This window comes from Bifidobacterium choerinum, assembly GCF_000741135.1.
GTDB lineage: Bacteria > Actinomycetota > Actinomycetes > Actinomycetales > Bifidobacteriaceae > Bifidobacterium > Bifidobacterium choerinum.
Window position 1 is genome coordinate 13,971 of the sequence record NZ_JGYU01000002.1, and the last position, 25,724, is coordinate 39,694.

The following is a 25,724-nucleotide window of genomic DNA, read 5'->3' on the forward strand; positions in this document are numbered from 1 at the left end:
CGCGGCTACTTCACGGCGCCGCGCATGACGCCGCCGACGACCCACTTCTGGGCGAAGATGTAGACGACGAGCACCGGGGCCATCGCCATCAGATAGCTCGCGAAGGCCTGCGGGTAGTTCGTCGCGAACTGTGAACTGAACACATACTGCGCAAGCGGGATCGTCTGGTTGCTCTGGTCGGTGAGGATGATGAGCGGCAGCAGGAAGTCGTTCCACGCCCACAGCGCCGTCATGATCGCGATCGTCGCGTTGATCGGCCCCATCAGCGGGAAGATGATCTTCCAGAAAATGCGCCATGTGCCGGCGCCGTCGATGCGCGCGGCCTCCTCGAGTGAGATCGGGATCGAACGGATGAAGCCGGTCGCGATGAACAGGTTCGTGCCGAGGCCGAGGATGACGTAGAGGATGATCAGACCGGCCTGGTTGTCGAGATGCCACGAGCCCATCTGCTTGGCGAGCGGCAGCATGACGACCGGGAACGGCACGAACATCGCGGCGATGAAGAAGTAATAGAGGATGCGGAAGAACCGCTTGTCCATGTTGCGCGCGATCGCATAGGCGACGAAGGTGTTCGTCACGAGCGTGAGCGAGACGGCGAGCACGGTGATGATCGCCGAATTGAGCGCGGCGCGCGGATAGTCGACCTTCGCCGATGCGGCGGCGAAGTTGCCCCACTGCCAGCTCGACGGCAGGCTGAAGGTGCCCGCCTCGGCCGGCGTCTTCAGCGCGGTGACGACGGTGAAGTACAACGGCACGAGAATCGTCAGGCTGAACACGGCGACGACGGCGGTGAGCCACCAATTGATGCGCCGGTCCTTGCGGAACTTCGTCGGCGCCGCGCCGGCGGTGGGCTGTGCGGATGATGTGGACGTGATGGTGGTTGCGGTGGTCATGATCTCACACCTTCTCCTTGCTGCTGAAGAACTTGAGCTGAATGAACGCGATGATCGCGAGGACGATGAAGAACAGCACGGCGTTGGCCGTCTGATAGGCGTATTCGCCGCCGGTGAGGCCGCCCTTCCAGATGAGGTAGGTCACCGTCTCCGTCTTCGAGTTCGGGCCGCCGTCGGTGAGCGCGACGACCTGGTCGAAGGTGCCAAGCGCGTTCTTCATCGTGAGCACGAGATTGATCGTGAAGAACGGTCCGATCAGCGGGAACGTGATCTTCCAGAACTTCTGCCACGCGTTGACGCCGTCGATCGCGGCGGCCTCGTAGACCTGGGTGTCCACGGTCTGCAGACCGGCGAGGTAGATGAGCACCGAATAGGCGACGCCCTGCCACACGGCGAGGAAGACGATCGGGATCCATGCGTAGCGTTCGCTCGTCAGCAGCGATTCGCTCAGCCATCCGATGCCGAGCGCCTTGCCGAGCGCGGGCAGCGGCTGCATGAAGATGTACTTGAACACGTAGCCGATGACGAGCACCGCCAACGTGTACGGGATGAAGTAGATCGCGCGGAAGCCGTTCTTCCATGCGATCTTGCCGTTGAGCGCGACCGAAAGGAACAGAGCGATCACGTTGATGAGCACGGTGATCGCGATCGCGATCAGGAACGTGAACAGATAGGCGTGTCCGACGCGCTCGTCATGGAACAGCGCCGCATAGTTTTTGAATCCGATCCAGTCGTAGTCGCCGTAGCCCTGCGAGTTCGTGAACGAGTACAGCACGCCCTGGATGAACGGCACGTAGAGGAACACGGCGAAGATCACCGCGGCCGGCACGGCCATCCAATAGTAGGCGTGGTCCACCTTGCGGTTGGAGAACGCGGACGCCTTCTTCTTGCGCGGCGCTTTGTTCGCGGGTCTGCGGGAGTGATGGGTGTCGATGTCGTTCGCAAGCACGTCCTCCATCGCGCGCGCCTGCTGACCGGCGTTGGTCAACGAAGTCATGTTCTGGTCTTCCTTTCCTTGCGTCCTTGCTATCTCATTCGCGGAAGTCGCGGGCCTGCACCTTGTCCCACTCGTTCTGCATCGAATCGACGAACTGGTTGACGTTGCCGCTCAGAATCGCGGACTGCAGATAGCCGCCGATGTTGATCGACGACGGGATGTAGTGATCGCAGAAATCAGCCACGCGATTGCTTTCGAAGAATGGGCGCACCGTTTCGAGCGCGGGATTGCCGAAATAGGTCTCCTTGAGCGGCGTGATCGCGGACTGCGCGTCGGCGTAGTCTTCGAGCTGTTTCTTGCTCATCAGGAAACGGATGAAGCGCATCGCCTGTTCCTTATGCTTGCTGTTCGCGCCCATCGTGAGGATCACGTCGTCACCGGCGGTGAGGATCTGCTCGGCGGCATCGTTGGTGGCGGGCATCTGCGCGAAGCCCAGATCGATGTCCTTGTCGATCATCGTGATCTGCGGGATCGCGTAGGTGCCGAGCGGGATGATGGCCGCGGCGCCCTTCGCGAAGTTCTGCGTGCCCTGCTGGTAAGTGACGCCCTTCTCGCCGTCCGCATAGGTGAACAGCTCGATCTCCTTGGCGACCGGCTCCGTCCAGATCTGCTTGAACGTCGTCGTGCCGTTCTGCAGATCGGTGTATTCGCGCTCGGGGACGAGCGTTCCGGCGAGCGATGCGAGCGGCGCCTGCGTCGTCCACGCATCGGCGAGCGTTGCCTGCACCGGATCGATGCCGGCGTCGCGGAACGTCTGCAGCATCGACGTGAACTCGTCCCATGTCTTCGGCGGATTGTCCGGGTCGAGCCCGACTTTGCGGAACAGGTCCTTGTTGTAGATGTAGCCGGACGCGTTGCCGGCGAACGGCAGCCCATACAGCCGCTTCTTCGCGGGATCCTTCGTCTGCACGAGGTTCTTCGCGATGTCCACCATGCCTTCGTTGAGTTCGTCGACGATCGGATCGTCGGTGAAGTCATGGAAGACGCCGCTCGCCGCGAAGGTGCCGAAGCTGTAGTCGCCGTTGAAGGTGATGACGTCCGGGACGCGGTCCTTGACGAAGCGCGTGCGCAGATCGGTCTGCGCGTTCGCGGAATTGTTGATGTTGATGTGGATGTCCGGATTATCCCGTTCGAATTCCTCGGCCGCCTGCTTGAACCAGTCCGCGGCCTCGGCTTTGAACTGGAAGAAATCGAGCGTGACCTGTCCGCTGGCGCCGGCCGCGCCGCAACCGGCCGTTCCCAGACCGACGGCGACCGCGCACACCGCGGCGCCGATTCCTCTCCAGAGCCGTCGCAGCGTCGATGGCCCGCCGTTTGTCGCGAATGTCATCATGACTCCCTCGTCCGTTGTTCCTGTTTCCTCATCCGGCCAGCCGCTCCATCACGCCCGCCGGTGGTCCTCAGTGTATGGAATCGCGGTTTTCATTCCCACCGCCCCGCGCGTCCGGAAACGGCGCAAGAAAAACGGCGTATATTTATATACCCATGGAAACAAATTCTGATCGGCTCGATTTCCCGCACTGGTTCAGTAAGTCGGAGACCACGCACGACGTCGCGCGCGGCATCATGCAATACGGACCGATAGCGCGCACGCCGCTCGCGCAGATCTTCAACCTGTCGCAGGGCGCGCTTTCGCGCATCACGAGCGACCTCATCTACGACGGCGTCATCGAGGAGCTGCCCGCGGGCGTCGCGCAGAGCGGCACGCTGCCGCAGGGGTTCACGGCGCATGACACGAGCGGCCGGCGCGGACGTCCGCAGACGGCGCTGCGCATCCGCGAGCACGAGCACACCTTCATCGGCGTCAACATCCACGACGGCGCGATCACCGTCTCCGAGGTCAACACGATGTGCCGACCGATCGGCGCCGACCTGACCGAGGACATCGACGACCGCTCCCCCGATGCGATCGTCGCGCAGATCGCGCGCATGGTGCATACGGCCACCGCCTCCGATATGCCGGCGCCGACGGCGATCGGGCTGTCGCTCGGCGGCCATATCGAAGACGACCGCGTCGTGACCTTCGCGCCGTTCCTATATTGGGATTCCGCCGTCGATCTGGGCGCGCTCGTACAGCATGCGACCGGCATCCCGACGATGGTGTTCAACGACCTCGACTCGACCCTGCTGTACGAATGCTGGTTCGGCGACGCGATCGGCATCCCACGCTTCGCCATCATCACGATGGGCGCCGGCGTCGGCTATTCGCTGTCCGACCATGGCAATCCGATCGACAATCCGGACAAGAGCTACGGCCTGGCCGGCCATGTGCTCATCGACCCGGAGGGGCCGCGCTGCTCGTCCGGGCATGTGGGCTGCTCGCAGTGCCTGACCTCCGATTCGATCGCCGAGGAGTATTCGGGCATCGTCGGCCGGGAGACGACCTTCGAGGAGTTCGCGCACGACCTCGAGATGAACCGGCCGCAGGCGCGCCGCCTCGGCGAACGCACCTGCTTCCGCCTCGGCGTGCTCGTCGCGACCGTCGCGAACCTCGCGATGCCGTCGCAGGTGCTCATCAGCGGCGAAAGCTCGTTCATCGCGAAGAAGAACCGCGAGTTCATCCGCAAGGGCATCGACGTCTACCGGCACAGCCAGGCCGCGCCGGTGTCCTTCACGATCCCCGACTTCAGCTGGCGGCTGTGGTCGGACGCGGCGGCCGCGCGAGCGATCGCCGCGTTCATCAGCTGATCAGACGCGCGTCGCGGAGAACAGCACGGCGTTCGCCGGATGAATCGACGGCGGGCGCAGACCGAAGGCGGCGAGCGCCGCGCCGTTCATGACGACGCCGTCGGCGTTCCACCAGCCGAGCGCGCTCTGTCCGTTGCCGATCTGCGTGAACGGCTCGCCGCTGTCGATGTCGCAGTCGAGCGGCCGGATCAGATAGTCGGCGTCCGGATCGAGTCCGGGCAGCCGCACCGGCGCCGCCGGATAGGTCTGCGATGTCGTCAGCTGTGTGAAGCGGTAGACGGCGCGCGCCCCGTCGGCGCTGACGACGCCGTCGACGCGTACGGCCGGGTCGGCGGCGTCGCCGTGCACGACGACGCCGTGCATGAAGTCGTCGCGGTGCCGCTTGTACGCATCCACCCAGACGCCGAGTTCATCGAGCGCCGCCTGCGGCTCCTTGAGCAGGTTCCATTCGATGCCGAGATGGCCGAAGAACGCCATCGCCATGCGCATCCGCTGGCTGGTCGCGCGGTGCGTCGAATGGGCGGGGCTCGCGCCCACATGCTCGCCGATCATCTCCGGTGGCACGAGCAGCGACGTGTAGCGCTGGATGTCGGCGCGTTCGACCGGGTCGACGCAGTCGGATGCCCAGATGCGGTCGGCGAGCGAGAGGATCGCGAGGTCAACACGGCCGCCGCCGGACGAACAGCTTTCGATCTCGAGTTCCGGATGGGCGTCCTTGAGGTCGTGGAAGATGCGGTAGACGGCGAGCGTCTGCCCGTGGACGGCCGGGCGTCCGGTGCGTGGCGAGACCGCTTCGGTCACGTATTTGTTATGGTCCCATTTGATGTAGTCGATGCCGAGTTCGTCGACGAGCGCGTCCATGCATCCGTACACGTAGGCGTAGGCGTCCGGGTTCGTCAGGTCGACGACCTGCTGGTTGCGTCCCTGCATCGGCAGGCGATGCGCGGTGGGGCGCAGCACCCAGTCGGGATGCTCGCGGTACATCCGCGAATCCGGGTTCACCATCTCCGGCTCGAACCACAGGCCGAATTCCATGCCCTTGGCGTGCACGTAGTCGGCGAGCGCCTTGAGCGAACGTTCGCCGTCGGGCCACACGTCCTGCGCGATCTGCCAGTCGCCGAGGCCGGCCGTGTCGTCGCGGCGGCCGCCGAACCATCCGTCGTCGACGACGAAGCGTTCGACGCCGCTGACGGCGGCCTTGTCGGCGAGCGCCTTCAACGTGTCGAAGTCGTGCTGGAAATAGACGGCCTCCCAAGTGTTGAGGATGACCGGGCGCGGCTTGTCGGCGACGCCGTGCGCGGCGCGCCAGCGGGCGTGCGTCACGCGCAGCTCGTCGTGGAAGCGCGAGGCGACCTCGTTGAGCCCTTCCCCGTAGGAGCCGTAAAGCCACGGCGTCGTGTAGCCGGCGTCGCCCGCACGATCACCGCCGTGCGCGGGCAACGTCACTTCGCCGCCGGCGAGCACCTCGCCGCCGCCGATCAGGCCGGTCGTGTACGGCAGGCGTTCGGCGGCCATCAATGAGTTGCCGCTCCAGGCGACATGCACCGAGTAGACGTCGCCTTCGGCGAAGCCGAATCCGGGGCGGCCGGCGTTGAGCAGCAGCGACGCGTCGAAATCGGGACGGCCGACCATGCTCGCCTTCTGGAAGCGTCCGATCGTGAACGGCTGGCGCTGCGGCGAACGTTCGCGCAGATGATGGCCGGTCGTCGTCAGCAGCTCGGTCATGTCGGCGGGTACCGGGAACGCGAGTTCGACGGCGCCGATCGCGAGCGCCTCGACGCGCATGTTCGTCACCGTCAGCCGCTGGCGCACGAGGCCGCTGTCGCGCAGCTCGCAGCGCCAGACGATGCGCACGCCCTGCTCGCCGTCCTCGGCGGCGACGTCGACGCCGTCATCGTCGATGCTCACATCAGTGACGGCGAATCGGCAATACAGTTCGACGCCGTCGGCGCGCACGACGAAACGCGGCGCGCCCGTCCATGCCTCGGACTGCGTCGGCAGCACGCTCGGCCACGCCGTCTCGTCGAGCGCACCGGAGACGCGCTGCGGGCGCAGCGCGTCGACGCAGGCGACGAGCGTGGACGGGTCGGACAACGGGCGTCCCCAATGCACGATGCGCGGCAACGCGTCGCCGACGATCACGAACGCGAAGGCCGCGCGCGCGTCACGCTGTTCGAGATAGACGACATGCACCGCCTCGTCGCGGCTCGTCGTTCCGTGGAAATCCCTGATCGTAGGCATCGTATGCCCGTCCTTTCATCCGGGCCGCGCATGCGTCATCGCCGCGGCCGATATACGATGCCGATCATCCTAAAGGTTCGCGCATTCCTTGACAGACGTCGGCGTGTTCGCGCAGAAGGCAAGAAAATCAGCCACCGAAGACGATGCGGAGGCCGGATCACGCACGCCGCGCCCGGAAGAAGTCGGCGAGCCGCTCCGCGCACATCTCCTCGCGCACGCCGCCGACGACCTCGGGCACATGGCCCACATGGGGGTCGCGCGGAATGTCCCATACCGAGCCGCAGGCACCGAGCTTCGCATCCCAGGCGCCGAAGACGATGCGGCCGATATGCGTCTGCAGGCACGCGCCCGCGCACATCGGGCACGGTTCGAGCGTGACGATCAATGTGCAGTCCGCCAGATTCCAGTCGTCGCGTTCGTCGGCCGCCTGACGCATCGCGAGGATCTCGGCATGGGCGAGCGGGTCGGCGTCCCGCTCGCGCATATTGCGGCCGATGCCGACGATTTCGCCGTTCGTGTCGACGATGATCGCGCCGACCGGCACATCGCCGTGCGCCGCCGCCTCGTCGGCGAGCGCGAGCGCATCCTCCATCCATCCGCGCATCGCCGCGCGGTCCATCGGCATCAGCGGCATCAGCGGCTCCTTACGTCGTTCAGCCGCGCCTCATCCGGACGCGTCTCGTTGTCTCCAGCCATCATACGATGCGCCACATGCCGGTAACGCGCCGCTTGCTATGCTGAAAGCCCATCCCCTCATGCGCGACATACGGCTCAGCCGTGCGTGGGGCCCAACAATGAACGACGAGGACGAGGAGGACCGACTGTGGCGGTTTTCGAACTGATTCTGAGCATTGTCGCCGCCGTGCTGCTCTCCTCATTCCTGAGTCGTTTCATCCCGCGCATCTCGACGCCGCTCGTGCAGATCGCACTTGGCGTGCTCATGGCGCAGCTGCCCTTCGTGCCGGACACCAGACTCGACCCGGAACTGTTCATGGTGCTGTTCATCGCGCCGCTGCTCTATCTCGAGGCGCATGAGATCAACAAAAGCCAGCTGCTCAAATCATTGAAGCTGTCATTGTCGCTCGCCGTCGGCCTGGCGATCGCGATCATGGTCGTCGTCGGATTCACCGTGCATGCGATCTGGCCGATGTTCACGCTCGCCGCGGCGCTCGCGCTCGGCGCCGCGCTCGGCCCGACCGACGCCGTCGCCGTCAGCTCGTTGAGCCATGAGGCCTCGTTGTCGCAACGTCAGGTCGGCGTCCTCAAAGGCGAATCGCTGTTCAACGACGCCTCCGGCATCGTCGGCTTCCAGTTTGCGATCACGGCGGCCGTCACCGGCCAGTTCCGCGTGACCGAGGCGGTCGGCGAGGTCGTCGTCTCCTTCTTCGGCGGCGCGTTGTTCGGCCTCGTCGTCGGGCTGCTCGCCAACTGGCTGTTCGAGACCTCGCGCCAGCTCGGCTGGGAGACGACGACGTCGCGCATCCTGCTCGAGCTGTTCCTGCCGTTCCTGCTGTATCTGGGCGCCGGGGCCGTGCACGTCTCCGGCATCCTCGCCGTCGTCGCCGCCGGGCTGATGATGCGCTTCGACCGCACCGGCATCGGCCCGAACGTCGCGCGCACGAATATCGTCGCGTCAAGCGTCTGGTCGGTGCTCTCGTTCTCGCTCAACGGCGCCGTGTTCATCCTGCTCGGTCTGCTGCTGCCCGGCGCGATGCGCGCAAGCTGGGACAATCCGGCGATCAGCAACTGGACGCTGCTGACGATCATCCTGTGCGTCTCCGCCGTCATCGTCGGGCTGCGTTTCCTGTGGGTGTCCGCGATGCTGCGCCTCGCACACGCCGAGGATTCGCGCAAACGCCGCCATATGACGCCGGAGCGTTGGCGTTCGGCGGCCGTCATGACCTTCGGCGGCGCGAAAGGCACGATCACGCTGTCGCTGATGTTCACGATCCCGTACACGCTCGCGGACGGCGAATGGTTCCCGATGCGCGACGAGCTCATCTTCATCGCCGGCGGCGTCATCATCGTCACATTGCTGCTCGCAAACTTCATGCTGCCGATCATCGCGCCGAACAAGGCGGCGGACGATTCCCGCGAGATCACCGAGGCGTCGATCGAGGTGCTGCGCCGCACCGTCGAGGAGCTCGCCGAACTGACGACCGACGAGAACCGCGCGCCCGTCATGGCCGTCATCAACTCGTACACGCAACGCATCACGCGGCTGAAGAAACGGCTCGGCGAGACGAACGCGGACGCGCGCGCCGAGCTGCAGCTGGCCGCGCTCGACTGGGAGAAGGACTACGTCAAACGTCGGCTCGCCGAAACGCGCATCGACCCGACACTCGACACGCACGAGCGCGACATCCGCGTCGAGGCCTGCGAGCGCCTGCTCGACCAGATCATGACGACGCTGCGCCACACGCACACCGAACACGATTCGTCGCATGTGCTGTGGCAGATCAAGGGACGTGTGCATTCGCTGCAGCGGCACACCGTCATCGTCTCGCGGCGCGCGGCGAACAAGATCCGCCGCAGCACGCCGATGTTCAGCGAGGACGAGGTGTACGGCAGCATGCGCGACCTGCAGACCGACGCGATCGACCATGTCATCGACCGCCTGTACGAGGAGATGACGAGCACGACCTACGACACCGAAATCGTATCGGGGCTGCTGCTCGACTACCGCCGCGCCGAGGCATCGCTCAAATCGCGGCCGAACATGCGCAACTCGGCGTCGCTGTCGACGCTGATCGACGCCGTCAAGCGCGAAAGCTTCGGCATCGAGCTCGGCGTCATCCAGGACATGCTCGAGAACGGCGACATCACGCGCGCGCAGGCGAAGCAGCTGCGCAAGAACGTCTATGTGATGAGCGTCGCCGCCGACGCGAACTTCTGAGTTCGTCCTCACACACACGGAGGGCGGCGCCGACCACGATGGTCGGCGCCGCCCTCCGTGTGTTTCCGAGCCATCGGATGCCCGATGAGGGACGCCGGCGGCTACTGCAGCGCGCCGCCGGTCGCGTCGCCGGGCAACGTCTGCGTGCCGTCGCCACCGGTCGACGGGACAGCCGGGACGGTCGTCGTACCGGTCGTGTCGCCACCGGTCGTCGTACCGGTCGTGTCGCCACCGGCGACGCCGCCGTTGACGGTGCCGTTGACCCCCGGCTGCTGCGCGCCGTTCGCCGCGTTCTGCTGTTCCTGCTGGCGCTGCGCCTCGGCGGCGGCCGCGTTCGCCGCCGTCAGCGCGTCCTCGGAGGCGCGCACCGTGTCACCGGCCGCGCGCAGCGCGTCGCGCGCCTTGTCGGCGGCCTCCTGCGTGAGGCCGGAATCGGCGACCGTCTTCCTCGCATCGTCGATTGCCGACTGCAGCGCCTCGCGCGTCGCCTCGTCGGCGACAAGGCCGGCCGATTCGTCGTACAGCGTCTGTGCCTCGTCGATCGCCGACTGCAGGTCCTTCCTGACGCCATCCGACTTCGTGCGCGCGTCCTTCGACGCGTTGAGTGCGGATGCGGCGTCCTTGAGCGACTTCGTCGCGTCCTCGATTTGCGTGGCCTGCGCGTCGAGTTTGCGCGCCGCCTGTTCGAGCGCGGGCTGCGCGAGCGACGCCGCGCACATCTGGTCGACGCCCTGCGTGTCCTTCTGCAGCGCCGTCGCCTGCTGCAATGCATCGGCGAACTTCGTGACCGTCGACTCGTCGGCGACGGCGTCCTGCGACGTCGACGCGAGGGAGCCGTCCGCCTTCACCTCCTTGTCGAGCGTCGCCGACACCGTCTGGACGAGCTGCTGCGAGCGCCGGCAGGAGGCGAGCGCGGCGTCCTTCGCGTCGGCCGACTTGCCGCGCTGCCACATCACGATGCCGACGACGACGAGCGCGACGACGACGAGCGCGGCGACGACGGCGACGATGACCTTCGTGTTGCGGCTGCTGCCGCCGTCGCGGCCATGATGGCCGTTACCCGGTTCGTCCGGCACATCGCCGTCGCCGTCGTCCTCATCGGCGACCTCCTCGAGCGGTTCGAAGGAGGCCGGCGCGCCCTCGGTATTCGTCTCGATGACGGTGTTCGTGTAGGAAGACGCGGTCCGTCCGAGCACGTGCGTGCCTCCATCGGCGGCATCGTCCATGCCGGCGCGCGGATTGATCGGCGGCAACGTCGCCGTCGTCGCGCCGTCCTGCGCCATCTGCTGCGTGTGAGTGTTGACCGATGTGGACGTCGGCGCCGGCGGGAACAGTTCGGTCTGTTCGTCGTCGGCCGCAGCGGCGCTGCCTTCGGCGGCGCCCCACACCGGCACGTTGAAGTCGTCGGAGGCCGCATCCGCGTTCAGCGGCGCCACGCCGGACGCCGGCATCGCCTGCGTCGGCGCCTCGGTGTTCGAGTTCGCAAACGTGAAGGTCGGCATCGCGCGCGTCCCGGCCGGCGCCGTAGTCGTCGGCACGGCCGGCTGCGGTGACGCGGAGGCGGTGTGCGCGGCCGAAGTCGCAGCCGGCGAAGTCGTCGCGGTCGGCATCGGCGAAGTCGGCGACTGCGCGGACGCGGCGGATGCGGCGTCTCGCGGATGCGGCGTCTCGCGCTTCGGCGTCGGCGCGTCGTCGAAGGACGGGAACCGCAGCGCGGCGCTGTCGATGCGTTCGTCGATCGGCTGCAGGCTGTGGTCGATGTCGCCAGCGGGGTCGCTCGGGAACTGCAGATCGGAATTGGAAGGATTGGGATTGTTCGCCATTGGCCGTCAGCCTCTCTTCATCTCATGCGGACGCGCAGGCGGCGCGGGCGTGTCCGCAGCACATAACGGGAACGCCGCGACGGGCACGTTCGGGGCACCGACCACTAGTCGGTGATCTGCGCGCGGTAGAAGTTCACATAGGAACGCGACGGCGTCGGGCCGCGCTGTCCCTGATAGTGGGAGCCAGCCACCGCCGAGCCGTAGGGATGCTCAGCCGGGGAGCTCAGCTGGAAGAAGCACATCTGCCCGATCTTCATGCCCGGCCACAGCTTCACCGGCAGCGTCGAGACGTTGGACAGCTCGAGCGTGATATGGCCTTCAAAGCCGGGGTCGATGAAGCCGGCCGTCGAATGCGTCAGGATGCCGAGACGGCCGAGCGAGCTCTTGCCTTCGAGCCGCGCGGCGAGCGTCGCGTCGAGCTTGACATACTCCCACGTCGAGCCGAGCGCGAACTCGCCCGGATGCAGGATCCACGGCTCGTCCGGTCTGACCTCGAACTGCTCGGTGAGCTCGCCCTGGTTCTCGGCCGGATCCACGTAGGTGTACGCATGGTTGTTGAACAGACGGAAGAAACGATCGAGACGCACGTCGATCGATGCGGGCTGCACCATTTCAGGCGTCCACGGATCGAGCGAGATATGGCCCTCGGCCTGTGCGGCGAGGATATCGCGATCGGACAGCAGCATCTTAGGGGCATCTCCTTCGTGACGGATCGGTTTCCATGCCGTGGCGCGCGCATCGGCATGCTCGATTCAGTGTAATTGCGCACGCCGACGCATCCGCGCTCCTCCCCCGCCTCGACGCCGGCGGCTGATTCCCGCGCGCAGACGCACGCCCGCGCATATGATGCGCGTATATTGGCGGTATGACTGATGCATCCGAAGACCATGGCGCCCTCATCGGCCGCCCGTCGACGGTCGTTCCCGGCCGTTTCGGCGAACCGCTCACCGTCACCGCCGCGTGCACATCGCGCGACGGCGCCACCGCCGCCGGCGGCCGTCCGCTGTTCCTGTGCCTGCACGGCTGGGGCTCCAACGAGGACGACCTGGCCGACATGATGCGCTATGTGGCGCCGTACAACGATTACGTCTCGCTGCGCGCGCCGCTCGTGCTGCAGGAGGCCTCGTTCATGCAGCCGGGCGCGTACTCGTGGCTGCATGACGCGATCCCGGTCGGCGAGGACCTCGACCGCGACGCATTCGCGGCGGCCACGGCGATCGAAGACTGGGTGATGGCGAACGTCGCCGCCGAACGTGACGTCGTGCCGATCGGCTTCTCGCAGGGCGGCATGCTGGCGATCCAGCTGCTGCGTGTGCATCCGGAACGCTACCGTGCGGCGATCAGTCTGTCCGGATTCCTCGCGCCCGGCACGATCGACGCCGCCCATCCCGCCGATGAACGCCTGCTCGAACTCAACATCCCGACCTTCTACGGCTACGGCTCGGCGGACACCGTGCTGCCGAAGTACGACATCTACGAGACGCTCGCATGGCTCGAGGAGTACACGTGGCTCACCGCGCACGAATACCGCGGCCTCGACCATGCGGTGAGCCTGCCCGAATTCGTCGACCTGCGCCAGTGGCTGCTCGACCACGACATCTCATCGGGCATCATCTGAGCGTCCGGCGCCCGCGCAACGCCCGCATGCATCGCGACGCCGCAATGCAAACAATGAGATGAGAGGGAGGGCGCCGACCTGATCAGGTCGGCGCCCTCCCTCTCATCGTTGCGCCGTCGCCATCAGGCGACGGTCAGCCGAGCGTCACTTCTTCGCGCGCATACGCAGGAAGATCTTGCGGATCTCCGAGGCGAGCAGCACGAAGAACGCGAGACCGATGCATTCGAGCCATGCCATCGGCGGCAGCGGTGTCGTGCCGAAGGCCGTGTTGAGGAACGGCACGTAGATGACAAACAGCTGCAGCACGACGGACAGGCCGATCGCGCCCCACAGCCACTTGTTCGAGAACAGGCCGACGAAGGCGCTCTGCAGATGCGAACGCGACGCGAGCGCGTTGAACAGCTGCGCGAACACGAGAATCGTGAAGCCCATCGTACGCGCCTCGACCATCTGCGCGTCGTGGCCCATCGCGCTCACCGAACGGTCGGTGAACAGGCCGCCGGACAGATGCATGTCCATGCCGATGAGCGTGACGGCCGCCATGATGATGCCGATGTAGACGATGTCGCCCCACATCGCGCCGTCGATGACGCGGTCGGTGAGCTTGCGCGGCTTGCGATCCATGACGTCCTCGGTCATCGGGTCGACGCCCATCGCGAGCGCCGGGGCCGCGTCGGTCAGCAGGTTGATCCACAGCAGCTGCGTCGCGAGCAGCGGCACGGTGACGCCGACCGAGGCCGGGTTCTTGATGCCGAGCCAGCCGGCGAACACGACGCCGAAGAAGACGGTGAAGACCTCGCCGACGTTCGAGCTGAGCAGGTAGCGCAGGAACTTGCGGATGTTGTCGAAAATGCCGCGGCCTTCGCGCACGGCGGCGACGATCGTCGAGAAGTTGTCGTCGGCGAGGATCATCTTCGCCGACTGCTTCGTCACCTCGGTGCCGGTGATGCCCATCGCGACGCCGATGTCCGCGGCCTTGACGGCCGGGGCGTCGTTGACGCCGTCGCCGGTCATCGCGACGATGTTGCCCTGACGCTGCAGCGATTCGACGATCTTGAGCTTGTGCTCCGGCGCGACGCGCGCGTAGACGGAGACCTCGGAAGTCGCCTTGTCGAGCTGCGGCTCGTCCATCGCGTCGAGTTCGTCGCCGGTGAGCGCCTTGCCGTCCTTGGCGATGATGCCGAGGTCGGAGGCGATGCGGGCGGCCGTGAGCGGATGGTCGCCGGTGATCATGACGGTGCGGATGCCGGCGCGGTGCGCTTCGGAGACGGCGTCGCGCACCTCGGTGCGCGGCGGGTCAATGATGCCGACCATGCCGTTCCAGATCAGGTGTGCCTCGATGACGTCGGCCTGTTCGGAGATATCGGGGATCTCGCCGGTCGAGTTCGTGCGGATGCCGGGGATCTGCGCGAGCGAATCGGTGTCGAGCGGGCGGTACGCCTCGCCGAGCGTGCGGTACGCCTCACGCGAGAGCCGTTCGACGGTCGCGAGGATGTCCTGGCGGTCGCCTTCGGTGAGCTTGCGCACGGCGCCGTTGACGTAGATGCGGTCGCAGTAGCTCAGCAGCACGTCCGGCGCGCCCTTCGCGAAGACGGTGAGCTTGCCGGCGTCGGTCGCGTTGCGCGCGATGACGGACATGCGCTTGCGCTCCGACGTGAACGGGATTTCGGCGACGCGCTGGAAGTGCTCGTACTTCTTGTCCGCATGCGTCTTGCGCGCGGCCACGACGAGCGAAACCTCGGTCGGATCGCCGACGACCTCCCACGTGCCGGGCTTGTCGCCCTCACGCAGCTCGCCATCGTTCGCGAGCAGACCGGCGCCGAGCGTGGCGAGCACTTCGTTCGCGATGTCCTCGGGGACGGCGGCGCCGTCGAGCGAGACCATGTCGCCTTCGGGCGCGTAGCCGCTGCCGGTCAGTTCGACCTCGCCCGACGGCACGACGATGCGTTCGACGGTCATCTCATTGCGGGTGAGCGTACCGGTCTTGTCCGAGCAGATGACGGACGCGGAGCCGAGCGTCTCGACCGAATGCAGCTTCTTGACGATCGCGTGGTGCGCGGCCATGCGCTGCACGCCGAGCGCGAGCACGACGGTGAGGATCGCGGCGAGGCCCTCCGGCACGGCCGCGACGGCGAGCGAAACGGCGAGCAGCAGCGAGTCGATGACGTCATGGACGCTGTGGAAGCCTTCGAGGATCGCGAGCGCGAGCAGCACGACGACGGCGATGATGCACACGGCGATGCCGAGGATCTTCGAAACGTGGTTCATCTCCTTCTGCAGCGGCGTCGCCTCGTCGTCGGTCGACTGCAGCAGGTCGGCGATCTTGCCGACCTGCGTGTTCATGCCGGTGCCGGTCACGATCGCGCGGCCGGTGCCCTGCGTGACGGATGTACCGTTGAAGACCATGTTCGCACGGTCTCCGAGCGCCTTCGCCGTTTCGAGCGTCGCCGGCCTCTTGCTCACCGGGACGGATTCGCCGGTCAGCGACGCCTCGGCGATGCGCAGGCTCGCGGCGGCGAGCAGACGTCCGTCGGCGGGCACCGTGTCGCCTTCGCCGAGCACGAGGATGTCGCCGGGGACGATGTCGGTCGTGTTGATGCGTTCGACGCGGCCGTCACGTAGCACGTTCGACGTCGGCGCCGTCATCTCGGACAACGCGTTGACGGCCTCCTCGGCCTTCGCCTCCTGCATGTAGCCGAGGATCGCGTTGACGATGAGGATCAGCACGATGACGATGGCGTCGAAGGGCAGCACCTCGCCGCCTTCGGCGCCCGGCGCCGCGTTGACCTTCTCGATGATCCAGGCGACGAGCGAGATCGCCGTCGCGGCGAGCAGCAGATAGACGAGCGGATCCTGGAACTGCTGCAGGAACTTCTTCCATTTCGGCACCGGCGGCGCGCTCGCCAGCTCGTTGGGGCCGAACTTCTCGAGCCTTCGCTTGGCTTCGGCGGCGCTCAGGCCGGTGCGCGGATCGACGTCGAGCGCCGTGGCGACGCGGTCGGCGTCGACGAGCGACGGGTCGACGTCGTGCAGCAACGCCTCCTGAGCCTTCACCTCCCGGCTCTCCTGGGCGTCCTCGGGCTCCACATGGGACTCGTTGGACAGCGCGGATGGATCAATGATGCGATCATCCATAGGTTGTTTCTCCTCGGTCAGCCGCGGAGTAGTCAGCCAGACGCGGCTCCCCGGCCCGATATGGGTGGACCGGGAAACGGGCGCCGGACTGCGCGGTTATTTCCGGCGCCACGTTGGCATGGCGCCTCATACGTCTGCCATTATTCCATAGCGCCGGTCAATATGCGGTCGTTCGCGCCGAACTGCGCACAATCTGCGAAAACGCGAGGCGGGGGCGCGACGGGTTCGCGCAGGGCGCGTTTGGCGCGGGGCGCTGCCATAATTGTGCCCATGGTTACGAAGAAAGGCCCGACCAAAGGGTCGGGCGGCAAGCACCGCAACGCGCTGCGCGGCAAGGGCCCGACGCCCAAGGCCGAGGACCGCGTCTATCACAAGGCATACAAGGCGAAGAAGGAGGCGCAGAAGCGCCAGCGTTCCGATCCGCGTCTGGCCGCACGCCGCCGCGCCGCCAGGTTCGCGAACGATTCCGACGATCTGGTCATCGGCCGCAACGCCGTCCTCGAGGCGCTGCGCGTCGGCGTGCCGGCGAGCACGCTGTACGTGGCCGCGCGCATCGAGCCGGACGACCGCACGCGCGAGATCATCCGTCTCGCCGGCCAGCATGGCCTCAACCTGCTCGAGGCGGACCGTCTCGAGATGGACCGGATCGCGCGTTCCGACCATCATCAGGGCGTCATCATGAAGGCGCAGCCCTTCCAGTATTCGTCGCTCATCGAGCTCGCCGAACGCGCCGAGCGCAAGGCGCGCGCGATGGAAGCCGCGAATTCGAAGGCCGCGCGTCTCGCCGCGCGTCCGCTGTTCATCGCGCTCGACGGTATCACCGATCCGCAGAACCTCGGCGCCGTCATCCGCTCGGCGGCCGCCTTCGGCGCGAACGGCGTCATCCTGCCGGAGCGCCGCTCGGCGTCGGTGAACGCGACCGCGTGGAAGGTGTCGGCGGGCGCCGCCGCGCATATGCCGGTCGCGCGCGTCGTCAATCTGACGAAGGCGATCGAGGCGCTCAAGGAGCGCGGCTACTACAGCGTCGGCCTCGACGGCGGCGGCAGCAAGCTCGTCGGCGAGACCGGCTTCGAGACCGATCCGCTCGTCATCGTGCTCGGTTCGGAAGGCAAAGGCCTGAGCAGGCTCACGCGCGAGGCCTGCGACTGCATCGCGAGCATCCCGATGACGAACGCCGTCGAATCGCTCAACGCGTCCGTCGCCGCCGGCATCGCGATGTACGCGGCCGACCGCGCGCGCCGCGAGGCCGCCGAAAGCTGAGCACCCGCGCGCGCCGTGGCGCGCGTATACGCATATGGATATGGCTGTGCCCGGGGTCGTGACGACCCCGGGCACAGCCATATCCATATGCATCCGCCGTGCGGCGGCGAAACGCGCTCAGTGCGCCCAGACGGCGGCGTCCTGGTCGAGCTCCGGATTGTAGTCGTCGTCCTCGTCGTGATGCGCGGTCACATCGTCGTAGGTGGATTCGTCGTCGATGACGCCGGAGTCGGCTTCGGCGTTGAGGTCGTCGACGGTCTTCGCGTCCATCATCTGCTTGGGCAGGATGTTCTGCACATAGCTCTGCACGGCGTCGGCCATCGGCACGTCGTGGCCGGCCTTCTCCGCCATGAACCAGCGGTGGTCGAGCACTTCGTGGAAGAACTGCGCGGGTTCGATCTGCGAACGGTATTCCGGCGGGATCATGCGCACCGTCGGTTCGAAGACCTCGCGCATCCAGTCGGTCGCGACGATCTCGAGGTCCTCGCCGTCGCGCCACGTCGACGCACGGTAGGCGTCGAGGTCGTTGAGCAGACGACGTGCCTGGTTCTCCTGCACGTCGAGACCGGTCAGACGCAGCAGCCTGCGGTTCGCATAGCCGGCGTCGACGACGCGCGGGCGCACGAGCACGCGTTTGCCGTCCTCGGTCGTCGTCACCTCGAGTTCGTCGACGTCGAAGCCGAGCTCGTTGAGCCGGTTGACGCGCTTCTCGATCTTCCACATCTCGTTCGGGTTGAACTTGTCGGTGTCGGTCAATGCGCTCCACAGCGAGTGATAGCGGTCGACGAGACGGTTGCCGACCTCGATCTCGTCGACATCCGGCGGCAGCAGCTCACCGGAGCTCAGATCCATCAGTTCGCCGATGATGTTCGTACGCGCCAGATCGATGTCGTATTCGCGCTGCCCCTGCGTCAGCTCGACCTGCAGGTCGCCGGTCTCGGCGTCGATGAGGAACGCGGAGAACGCGTCGGCGTCCTTGAGGAACAGGACGTTCGACAACGACACGTCGCCCCAGTAGAAGCCGGCGAGGTGCAGACGCACCATGAGCACGGCGAGCGCGTCGATGAGCCGCTCCGCCGTGTCCGGACGCAATGCGCGCGCGAACAGTGCGCGGTACGGCAGCGAGAAGCGCAGATGCTTCGTCACGAGGATCGCCTCGAGCGGATTGCCGTGCTCGTCATGGCGTCCGGTCACGACGGCGATCGGCTGCACGGTCGGCAGGTTCAGCTTCTGCAGCTGGCGCAGCAGCTCGTATTCGCGTTCCGCGACGTTGCTCGTGATCTCCTTCATCGCGTAGACCGCGTCGCCGACGCGCACGAAGCGCACGATGTGTCGGGAGATGCCTCGCGGCAGGTTGACGAGGATATCCTTCGGCCAAGTGGACAGCGGCTGCTCCCACGGCAATGTGAACATCTTCGGGTCGGCGCTCGCCGACGTGATCTTGAGCGACGCCGGTTCATCGGAGGGCGTGGCCGGGTCCTCGGCCTTCACGCTCGTCGCCTTCAACGCGCGCGGATCCAGCTGCGGATTGTCATTGAAGCTCATAGTCGCCACTTTACCTCATAGCCATGTGCGGTTTTCTCCGACAGGATACGCCCGAGATACGAAGGAACCCCGCAGATGGTGCGGGGTTCCTTCACAACGCTCAGGTCAGCACTTGCGTGCGGCCGGCATCAGTTGATGCGCAGTTCGGTCGACGGGGCGAAGAGATGCATCTTGGCCGGGTTGACCTTGATCTTGACGACGTCGCCAACCTTCGGCAGCACGCGCGGGTTCACGCGGATCGTCGTGAGCTTGTTCTGGTCGGACATCATCGACGTGTGCTCGTCCTTCTGGGCGATCGCGTCATCGGTGAGGATGTTGCCGTAGATGTAGCCGTCGGAGCCGAGATCCTCGACATTGACGACCTTGAGCGAGAACGCGTTCGTGTCGTCCGGGCCGGCGAGCGAGGCGTCCTCCGGGCGGAAGCCGACGACGATCTCGTTGTTGTCCTCCGGCGTGAGCTTGTCGAGCGCCTCCTTCGGCAGGTCCATCGTGTCCTGTCCGATCTTCGCCTTGCCGTTGACGACCGGGTGCGTGTTGATGTTCATCGACGGCGAGCCGATGAAGCCGGCGACGAAGACGTTGGCCGGGCGGTCGTACAGCTCGGTCGGCGCGCCGACCTGCTGCAGGATGCCGAGCTTGATGACGGCGATGCGGTCGCCCATCGTCAGCGCCTCGGTCTGATCGTGCGTGACGTACAGCGTCGTGACGCCGAGCTGGCGCTGCAGCGCCGCGATCTGCGTACGGGTCTGCACACGCAGCTTCGCGTCGAGGTTCGACAGCGGCTCATCCATCAGGAAGACCTTCGGCTCACGGACGATTGCACGGCCCATCGCGACGCGCTGACGCTGACCACCGGAAAGCGCCTTCGGCTTGCGATCGAGGAACTCGGTGAGGTCGAGGATCTCGGCGGCCTTCTCGACGCGCTTGCGAATCTCCTCCTTCGGCGTGCCTGCGATCTTCAGCGCGAAGCCCATGTTGTCGGCGACGGTCATGTGCGGATACAGCGCGTAGTTCTGGAACACCATCGCGATGTCGCGATCCTTCGGCTGCATCGTGGTGACGTCCTTGCCACCGATCAGGATGCGGCCCTTGTTGACTTCCTCGAGACCCGCGAGCATGCGCAGCGTCGTCGACTTGCCGCAGCCGGAAGGACCGACGAGGACGAGGAACTCGCCGTCCTTGATATCGAGATTGAGATCATCCACCGACGGCTTGTCGTTGCCCGGGTAGATTCGCGTGACGTGGTCGAAAATGACTTCTGCCATTATTCATCCTTTCATCGGCAGGTACGTGCCGAACGATCCGTTGTGAGGGGATTACTTGTGGCGTGTCCACCTGCAGCCGTCGACTTCGACACGGCAACAGACTTCTACGTTCGCCCGACGAGGATCGCTCCTCGCCAAGCTGCTCCACACTATACACGGTCCTCTCAACTTATCAATTCCTCAGGCGTGCCGCACGTGTCGTTTCCTCCGCGCCCCGCGCCAACATCGTCGGTCGCGCGGGCGGCGACGCCCGCCCCAACGATACCAGCCGTGTTCGTCCTGCGCGACATTCGCCCTGCCGCGCGCCGCGCCATAGGCGCGCCCCTCCGTACAATCAAGCGGTATGACGCTTGAGAAATGGGAACGCATCTCCAACATACCGCTGTTCGCGCTGTCGGCCGTGTTCCTGTTCGCGTATTCATGGCAGATCCTCGCGCAGACGCATCTGACCGCCTGCTTCATCGCGATCAACGTCGTCTGGATCACCTACGGCATCGACTACCTCGTCTCCTTCATCCTCGCCGAGCACAAGTGGCTCTGGTTCCGCAGGAACATCCTGCTGCTGCTGACGCTCGCACTGCCGATCTTCCGCCCGCTGCGGCTGCTGCGCCTCATCCCGATGCTGCATATCTTCAACCGCTCCGCCGGCGCGGCGACGCGCGGCCGCATCACGATCTACGCGACGAGCGCGATATCGCTGCTCATCTACGTCGCCGCGCTCGCCGAATACTCGGCCGAGCATCTGGCCCCCGGCGCGACGATCACGACGTTCCCGCTGTCGCTGTGGTGGGCCTTCGTCACGGTGACGACGGTCGGCTACGGCGACGTCTACCCGGTCACGCTCACCGGCCGCTTCATCGCCATCGCGCTGATGCTCACCGGCATCGCATTGATCGGCATCGTCAGCGCGATGATCTCGTCGTGGATCATCGATCAGGTCAACGGCGGCGCGCGCAACATCACGAAGGACGACGCGCCGACGACGGGCACGCGCGCGCAGTCCGACAACGACTACAACTCCGCCGACATCCGTCTGATGCGCGCCGAGATCCTGCGGCTCACCGACACGGTCGGCCAGCTCAACCACGAGCTGCAGCGCACGCACCGTCTGACGAAGCGCGCGCATCGGCGCGTCCAGGAGCACCACGGCAACGTGTTCCTCGACGAGGACGGCCGGCTGCGCCGCGGAACGTCGGGCGACGCCGTCGACATCGACACGATGACGACGACGACATCGACGCCGACCGATGGCGACCGCGCGCAGGCCGCGCCGCACGACGCCGGACGCGGCGTCCATGGGCAGCGCAGGGCGCCGCATCACGCCGGCGACGCGCCGCAGACGCACGCCGACGGCGCGGCGAATCCGGCCCACCGGCAATAATTGCCCATCGACACAGTAACGAACCTACGATAGTGACCATGAGTGATCTGCACGCTTTGAACCTCCAGCCCGGAGACATCGTCGGCGGCTACACGCTCGACGCGCGCCTCGGCGCCGGCGCGATGGGGTCGGTGTGGCGCGTGACGGACGGCGGCGGCACCAGCTACGCGATGAAGATACTGAGGGATTCGCTCAACGACGAAGCCGTCGACGAGGAGGGACGCCGCGCGCAGACGACGGCACGCGAACGGCTGCGCCGCGAGGCGATGGCGCTCAAACGCATCAAGGATCCGGGCGTGTGCAGCATCGTCGACATGGAACTCGACGATTCGCTCGCGTTCATCGTCACCGAACTCATCGAAGGCGACAATCTGCGTCAGGACGTCGCGCAGAACGGCCGCTACACCGGCAGCGACCTCGAACGGCTCGCCGAGAAGCTCATCGCCGCCATGCACGCCGTGCACGCGGCCGGCATCGTGCACCGCGACATCAAACCGACGAACGTCATGGTCTCGGTCACCGGGCCGATCCTCGTCGACTTCGGCATCGCGATGGGCGAAGGCGAAAGCCATGTGACGAGCACCGGCCTCGTCATGGGCACGCCGGGATTCATCGCCCCCGAGATCATCGAAGGGCAGGAGGCGAACGAGGCGACCGACTGGTGGTCGACGGCCTCGGTGCTCGCCTTCGCGGCGACCGGCGCGCCGGTCTTCGGCACGCAGCCGATGCTCGCCGTGCTGCAGCGCGAGGCGGCCGGCAACGCGAATCTGCAGGGTCTGCCACCGCGCACGTTGCAGGCGTTCCGTTCGGCGCTCTCGCCGCATCCCGAGGAGCGATGCACGCCCGACGAACTGCTCGACGCGATATCGGCGGACGCGTGGGAGGCGGAATCGCATCTCCCTTTTGAGGCAGCCGCCCCGGCCACCGGAGCGACCTTCAGGAAGAACGAAAGCGTCCACAACCCGCGCAGCCTGTGGCGTGCGCAATCGATGCCGACGGCGTCGATCCTGTTCCCCGGCGGCCGCCGCGCGCGGCCGCGCAGGAGGATGCCGGTGCGCGATCCGGCGCCGGCATGCGGAGCGCCGCGCCGCTCGATCCGCCGCGTCCGCCGACGGCGACGCGGCCGCTCGAAGCCGCCACGACGCCGCTCGTGCAGCCGATGACGATGCCCGCCGGAACGGCTGCGACGCGTGTGCTGCCGACCGATGCCGATGCAGCCGACGTCGAAGCGACACAGGTCATCGGACCGATCGAACAGCCGACGGTCGCGCTCACCGCGGCGCCGGACATGGCGGCGCAGGATGCGCAGCCGCAATCCGCGGGACCCGGGCAGGAGGCCACGCAGGTGCTGCGCTCGGCGACGTCGGCGCCATCGTGGCGGACCGTGCAGACGCAGCAGGGCGCGCAGACGGACGCACGGCCGCAATCGGACATGCAGCCGCCGGAACAGGCCTATGTACAACCGACCTTCGCGCAGACGCCGCAGGACGCGGCGCCGGCGAATCCGACGCCACGCTATATGTCGCGCGGACGGCTCGCCTGCCTGCTGCTGCTCGTGCCGTTCGCCGTGTTCGCCGCGAGCATGCCGGTCGTCGCGCTCATTGTCGCGTCGATGACGCTGTGGGTATTGATGGCGGTCGGCTACAACGCGGACGCGCAGAACACGCGCATCCGCCGCCGTCAGGGCGAGCGCCGCGGCAGCGACATGGCGCTCCGTGCGATCTCGTTCCCGTGGCATCTGCTCAAATCAGTCCTGTTCATCATCCCGACGATCCTCGCGCTGTGGCTCGCCGACGCCCTCGTCACCGCGCTCGCGACGCTCGTCTGCGCGCTGCCGCGCTACGAGACGGCGCTGCCGATCTTCGGCGGCTCGCTGACGGTCGCCGCGCCGGACGCGGCGCCGGCGTCGATGACCGGCGCGGCCTGCGCGATCGCCTTCGCGGCCGGCTGGCTGTTCGTCGTGCTCGGCCCGCGGTCGTCGCCGATACGGCTCGGCGCCGGGCATCTGCTCGGCCTGACGCAGCGTGAACGCGAACGTGTGCAGCTGCCGGCGCAGCAGAACCGTCGGCAGTGGGTGTGGCTCGCGATCGCGATTGCCGGCACCTGCGCGGCCGCGATCAACGTCGAGGTGTCGCCGGCCGTCGCATGGTGGCCGCTGCTGCCGTGGTAGCGGCCGCGCGCCGCAATGTGCGCGCTTCGTGATGGATGCGTGCAAACGATGGATTTTGGCGGCACGGCAACCTACACTCGAGACAGATTCAGGAAAGGACCACGATGGCTCAGAACAACCCATCCAAGCGCGAGCGCCGGCGCGAGGCCGAGGCCGCCGCGCAGCAGGCGCAGGCGGCGAAGGCGGCGAAGGAACGCAAGCAGCAGACGATCATCGGCGCCATCGTGGCGGCCGTGCTCGTCGTGCTCATCGTCATCGCCGGCATCGCCGTCTACCGCAGCACGCATCCGGCGACGAACAACGCGTCGTCGACGACGACCGAGGAGGCGAAGGACGCGAAGACGACGCTCGCGACGTCGCCGTCGAAGCCGTCGGTCGCCGATGACCAGGGCGGCATCCTCATCTCGGCGAACGGCTACGACAAGCCGGTCGCCGACGTGCCGACCGTCGGCATCTACATGGACTTCATGTGCCCGGGCTGTGGCAGCCTCAACCAGAACCTCGACAAGGACCTCGTGAAGATGGCGGACGCAGGCCAGATCAACCTCGATCTGCACTTCATGTCCTTCATGGACCGCTTCTCGAGCGATCAGTACTCGACGCGCACGGCGAACGCGGCGCTGTACATCGCCGACCATGATCCGGACCCGGACCATCTGCTCAGGTTCATGTCCAATCTCTACGCCGCCGACTTCCAGCCGGACGAGTCGAACTACGTGCCGATCAGCGACGAGAAGATCGCCGAGCGCGCCGTCGACGCCGGCGTGGACAAGGATGTGGCCAACAAGGCGATCACGCGCCAGTACGACGACTATCTTGACGCCGTCAACACCTACACGCCGACACGCGAGGAACTGTGGAGCACGAGCGGCTCGATGAAGGGCTCGATGTCGACGCCGACGGTGACGATCAACGGCCGCTACTGGGACATCCACGACGCGAAGGTCACGTCGAAGGACTCGCTCACCGACGCGCTATGCGACGCGATCGGTCTCAAGCCGGCGGACATCGGCGTCAAGGGCGCCCTGCCGTCGATCGGCGCGAAGGGCAAGGCGCTCATCCCGTGACGGCATGCCGAACGCACATGACGTGAAGATGCCGTGTGCGTTCGGCGTTCGGCGCGTCCCGCATCTTGACCGTTCCAGATGAACTGCTATGCTGTTCACAGTTGGCGCGCGATGCGCACCGGTCAACAGCGTCAGCCTCCTTAGCTCAGATGGCCAGAGCGGCCGCCTTGTAAGCGGCAGGTCGTCGGTTCGATCCCGACAGGAGGCTCGATTTGCATTGAGGACGAAGAATCCATATACTCATATTGTGTATGAGAAGTTTGGCCTCATGCAAAGGAATACTTACCTCCGAGTAAGCAAATCCTGAAGGCTCCCCCAACCATAGCCTTCAGGTGCGGGTGAAGCATCCCCCCAACCAGCTTCGCTCGCGGGGGCGAGAACATCCCCTTCTCTCTCGCCCCCACCCCTTCCAACGGAAACCCCGCGTCCATTGGTCGCGGGGTTTCCTGTTTCTCCGTTCCTTCGCCTCCGATGGGCAGGCCTTCCGCGGGACGGGTCATCGACGGCATCGACGGAACGGGACGCAAACCGGACCCTCCGCGGGACGAACCATCGAGCCGGCCGACGGAACGGGACGCAAACCAAGCATGGATGCGCGAAGCCGGGTGGAATCGGGAACTCGCAGACGACCGGAACGGAGCGGCGCGCGCAGCGCGACGATGGACATCAGCACGGACACCGCGGGCGAAAATGGCGGCGCGCGTCAGTACAATCGTGACAGGACTACAACGTGCAGGAAAGCAGG

At 66.4% G+C, this 25,724-nt stretch carries 17 protein-coding genes, 1 tRNA gene and 1 pseudogene; 9 read left to right on the forward strand and 10 right to left on the reverse strand.

The window, feature by feature from the left end; all coding sequences use genetic code 11:
* Positions 1–5: 5 nt before the first annotated feature.
* The 3 genes from BCHO_RS01135 to BCHO_RS01145 all read right to left on the reverse strand — a co-directional run bounded on the left by BCHO_RS01135 (position 6) and on the right by BCHO_RS01145 (position 3,220).
* Positions 6–893 (reverse strand): carbohydrate ABC transporter permease, encoded by an 888-nt coding sequence (locus BCHO_RS01135; RefSeq protein ID WP_024540200.1) that lies wholly within the window; start codon positions 891–893, stop codon positions 6–8.
* Positions 894–897: 4 nt separating this feature from the next.
* Positions 898–1,851, reverse strand: coding sequence for a carbohydrate ABC transporter permease (locus BCHO_RS01140; protein ID WP_051354818.1), 954 nt, complete (start codon positions 1,849–1,851; stop codon positions 898–900).
* Between the two features lie 73 nt (positions 1,852–1,924).
* Entirely contained in the window at positions 1,925–3,220 is a 1,296-nt protein-coding gene (locus BCHO_RS01145) for an ABC transporter substrate-binding protein (RefSeq protein WP_033491502.1), read from the reverse strand.
* A 155-nt stretch (positions 3,221–3,375) separates the two neighbouring features.
* On the opposite strand from BCHO_RS01145, the gene BCHO_RS01150 reads away from it, so the two are divergent.
* Positions 3,376–4,578, forward strand: a complete 1,203-nt coding sequence (locus BCHO_RS01150; RefSeq protein ID WP_024540197.1) for an ROK family protein — start codon at positions 3,376–3,378, stop codon at positions 4,576–4,578.
* On the opposite strand, the gene BCHO_RS01155 is transcribed toward BCHO_RS01150, so the two are convergent.
* A complete protein-coding gene (locus BCHO_RS01155; RefSeq protein ID WP_024540196.1) occupies positions 4,579–6,819 on the reverse strand; it encodes an alpha-galactosidase in 2,241 nt (746 codons plus the stop codon). It abuts the gene before it with no gap.
* A 157-nt stretch (positions 6,820–6,976) separates the two neighbouring features.
* The gene (gene tadA, locus BCHO_RS01160; protein ID WP_237743002.1) at positions 6,977–7,453 is read right to left on the reverse strand and encodes a tRNA adenosine(34) deaminase TadA; all 477 of its coding nucleotides are present in this window, start codon (positions 7,451–7,453) and stop codon (positions 6,977–6,979) included.
* Between the two features lie 189 nt (positions 7,454–7,642).
* Between tadA and BCHO_RS01165 the strand changes: the two genes are divergently transcribed.
* Positions 7,643–9,715: a Na+/H+ antiporter gene (locus tag BCHO_RS01165; RefSeq protein ID WP_024540194.1), complete on the forward strand. Its 2,073-nt coding sequence runs from the start codon at positions 7,643–7,645 to the stop codon at positions 9,713–9,715.
* Between the two features lie 101 nt (positions 9,716–9,816).
* On the opposite strand, the gene BCHO_RS01170 is transcribed toward BCHO_RS01165, so the two are convergent.
* On the reverse strand, positions 9,817–11,538 hold the full coding sequence (locus tag BCHO_RS01170; protein WP_024540193.1) for a hypothetical protein: 1,722 nt from the start codon (positions 11,536–11,538) through the stop codon (positions 9,817–9,819).
* A gap of 104 nt (positions 11,539–11,642) precedes the next feature.
* The gene (dcd, locus tag BCHO_RS01175) at positions 11,643–12,224 is read right to left on the reverse strand and encodes a dCTP deaminase (protein WP_024540192.1); all 582 of its coding nucleotides are present in this window, start codon (positions 12,222–12,224) and stop codon (positions 11,643–11,645) included.
* A gap of 179 nt (positions 12,225–12,403) precedes the next feature.
* On the opposite strand from dcd, the gene BCHO_RS01180 reads away from it, so the two are divergent.
* Complete coding sequence (locus tag BCHO_RS01180) at positions 12,404–13,156, forward strand: alpha/beta hydrolase (RefSeq protein WP_024540191.1); 753 nt, start codon at positions 12,404–12,406, stop codon at positions 13,154–13,156.
* 144 nt (positions 13,157–13,300) lie between these two features.
* Here the strand turns inward: BCHO_RS01180 and BCHO_RS01185 are convergent, their stop codons facing one another.
* Positions 13,301–16,291 (reverse strand): cation-translocating P-type ATPase, encoded by a 2,991-nt coding sequence (locus tag BCHO_RS01185; protein WP_024540190.1) that lies wholly within the window; start codon positions 16,289–16,291, stop codon positions 13,301–13,303.
* 270 nt (positions 16,292–16,561) lie between these two features.
* Between BCHO_RS01185 and rlmB the strand changes: the two genes are divergently transcribed.
* Positions 16,562–17,551: a 23S rRNA (guanosine(2251)-2'-O)-methyltransferase RlmB gene (rlmB, locus tag BCHO_RS01190; protein WP_024540189.1), complete on the forward strand. Its 990-nt coding sequence runs from the start codon at positions 16,562–16,564 to the stop codon at positions 17,549–17,551.
* A 117-nt stretch (positions 17,552–17,668) separates the two neighbouring features.
* Here the strand turns inward: rlmB and BCHO_RS01195 are convergent, their stop codons facing one another.
* Both BCHO_RS01195 and BCHO_RS01200 read right to left on the reverse strand, forming a co-directional pair.
* Positions 17,669–19,096: a DUF4032 domain-containing protein gene (locus BCHO_RS01195; RefSeq protein WP_024540188.1), complete on the reverse strand. Its 1,428-nt coding sequence runs from the start codon at positions 19,094–19,096 to the stop codon at positions 17,669–17,671.
* Positions 19,097–19,224: 128 nt separating this feature from the next.
* Positions 19,225–20,361, reverse strand: a complete 1,137-nt coding sequence (locus BCHO_RS01200) for an ABC transporter ATP-binding protein (protein ID WP_024540187.1) — start codon at positions 20,359–20,361, stop codon at positions 19,225–19,227.
* A gap of 343 nt (positions 20,362–20,704) precedes the next feature.
* Here BCHO_RS01200 and BCHO_RS01205 point away from each other — a divergent pair, with 343 nt between their 5' ends.
* The 5 genes and pseudogenes from BCHO_RS01205 (at position 20,705) to BCHO_RS01225 (ending at position 25,187) form a co-directional block, all read left to right on the forward strand.
* Entirely contained in the window at positions 20,705–21,742 is a 1,038-nt protein-coding gene (locus BCHO_RS01205) for a potassium channel family protein (protein WP_024540186.1), read from the forward strand.
* 38 nt (positions 21,743–21,780) lie between these two features.
* Positions 21,781–22,621, forward strand: a pseudogene (locus BCHO_RS09460) (serine/threonine-protein kinase); the annotation flags it as partial.
* 271 nt (positions 22,622–22,892) lie between these two features.
* A complete protein-coding gene (locus tag BCHO_RS09465) occupies positions 22,893–23,912 on the forward strand; it encodes a hypothetical protein (RefSeq protein WP_237743004.1) in 1,020 nt (339 codons plus the stop codon).
* Positions 23,913–24,016: 104 nt separating this feature from the next.
* On the forward strand, positions 24,017–24,979 hold the full coding sequence (locus tag BCHO_RS01220; RefSeq protein WP_024540184.1) for a DsbA family protein: 963 nt from the start codon (positions 24,017–24,019) through the stop codon (positions 24,977–24,979).
* Between the two features lie 134 nt (positions 24,980–25,113).
* A tRNA-Thr gene (locus BCHO_RS01225) sits at positions 25,114–25,187 on the forward strand.
* Positions 25,188–25,724: the final 537 nt, after the last annotated feature.